The organism is Streptomyces sp. NPDC008092 (assembly GCF_042957285.1).
Lineage (GTDB): Bacteria > Actinomycetota > Actinomycetes > Streptomycetales > Streptomycetaceae > Streptomyces.
This window is the reverse complement of sequence record NZ_JBIBHY010000042.1, coordinates 1-1,533: the sequence shown is the minus strand read 5'-3', so window position 1 is coordinate 1,533 and position 1,533 is coordinate 1. Positions and strand designations below refer to the sequence as shown.

Annotated in this window: 2 protein-coding genes; both read right to left on the bottom strand. The window is 68.4% G+C overall.

What is annotated here, in order from left to right; translation table 11 throughout:
- Positions 1-42: 42 nt before the first annotated feature.
- Positions 43-1,050: an IS3 family transposase gene (locus ACFZB3_RS50095; protein WP_391390609.1), complete on the bottom strand. Its 1,008-nt coding sequence runs from the start codon at positions 1,048-1,050 to the stop codon at positions 43-45.
- Between the two features lie 17 nt (positions 1,051-1,067).
- Entirely contained in the window at positions 1,068-1,451 is a 384-nt protein-coding gene (locus tag ACFZB3_RS50090; RefSeq protein ID WP_391390608.1) for a hypothetical protein, read from the bottom strand.
- Positions 1,452-1,533: the final 82 nt, after the last annotated feature.

Here is a 1,533-nt window from a genome sequence, read left to right as displayed (position 1 = left end):
CGGCGGCCGGAAGATTTCAAGTCCAGTGAGACGGTCGTGACGCTATGAGGTTTGTGCTGCGGGTTCACGGCGCTTGGCCGGGTCGTTGATCCACGCCTGCTGAGGTATTTGGGGTGGTCGGGGGCGCCGGCCGAACCGTTCCGGGTGGCGGGCGTATGCCTCGGCGAGGGTGATGGCCCGCTGGTCGCGGACCTCCTCGGCGGTGCCGAAGTGCACGCTGGCGGGCGTGTGCCAGCCGATGCCCGAATGCCGGTGCTCGTGGTTGTAGTACGCGATGAACGCCTCGAACCACTCGCGGGCATGAGCCAGCGAGTCGAACCGTTCAGGGTAGTCCGACATGTACTTCGTGGTCTTGAACTGAGCCTCGCTGTAGGGGTTGTCGTTGGAGATCTTCGGCCGCGAGTGCGACCGGGTGACGCCGAGGTCGGTCAGCAGCTGGGAGACCCTCTTGGAGGTCATCGAGGTGCCGCGGTCGGCGTGCACGGACTCGGGCACGATGCCGTTGCGGGCGATGGTCTCCCGGATCAACTCCTCGGCTCGCGCCGCTGATTCGGCAGCCTCGACGGTGTGGCCGACGACGTACCGGCTGAAGATGTCGATGATGACGTAGGCGTGATACCAGACGCCCTTGACCGGCCCGGCCGCCTTGGTGATGTCCCAGGTGAACACCTGCGAGGGCCCGGTGGCGACCAGCTCGGGCACCGTCTTCGCCGGATGGGTGGCCTGCCGCCGCCGCTCGCCGGACTGGCCCTTCTCGCGCAGGATCCGGTACATCGTGGAGACCGAGCAGTGATAGCGCCCGGCATCCAGCTCACGGGCCCAGATCTGGGCGGGAGGGAGTTCGGCGTACTCGCCCGAGTTCATCAGCTCCAGTACCGCCGCCCGCTCCTCGGGCGCGAGGGCCGCGGGCTGGACCTGCGGTTTCCTGGGCTTTCGCTCCGGTGGGGGCCGCAGCCGGCGATAGTGGGTGGCCCGGGAGCGGCCAGTCAGCCGGCATGCGGCCGTGATGCCCAGCATGCCCTCGATGCCGGCGAACGCGTCGTCGGCCACCGGGTCGGCGGCAGCCCTCAGTCCGCGCCCTCGGAGATCATTTCCAAGAGCGCGGAAGCTTTTCCCATGACCTCCAACGCGGCCTTGTTCCGGGCCAGTTCCTTCTCCAGCCGCTCCACCTGGCGACGCAGCACCTCGTTCTCCGCCTCGGCGGCGGACTTCTTCGGCCTCGCCGGACTGGTGCGCTTGTCGACCAGCTGCTCCAGGGCCCCGGCATCCCGCGCAGCCCGCCACTCCTTCACGTGCGAGTGGTACAGCCGCTCGCGGCGCAGAACCGCGCCCTTCTCGTTCTTGGGCGCGGCGTCATACTCGGCCACGATCCGCAGCTTGTACTCGGGACTGAAGGTGCGGCGCTTCGGCCGGGCAGCCGGGTCGGATCCGGCGGGATTGGTGCTGGTCATGAGGGGGTGGTTCTCCTGTCGTGCCCTCTCAGGCTAACCCGACAAAGCGGGATGTCTCACCCGAGGCTGACAGAGAGGGGGC

Coding starts and splice junctions, on each gene's coding strand:
- ACFZB3_RS50090 (WP_391390608.1), bottom strand. CDS start 1,451: ATGACCAGCACCAATCCCGCCGGATCCGACCCGGCTGCCCGGCCGAAG.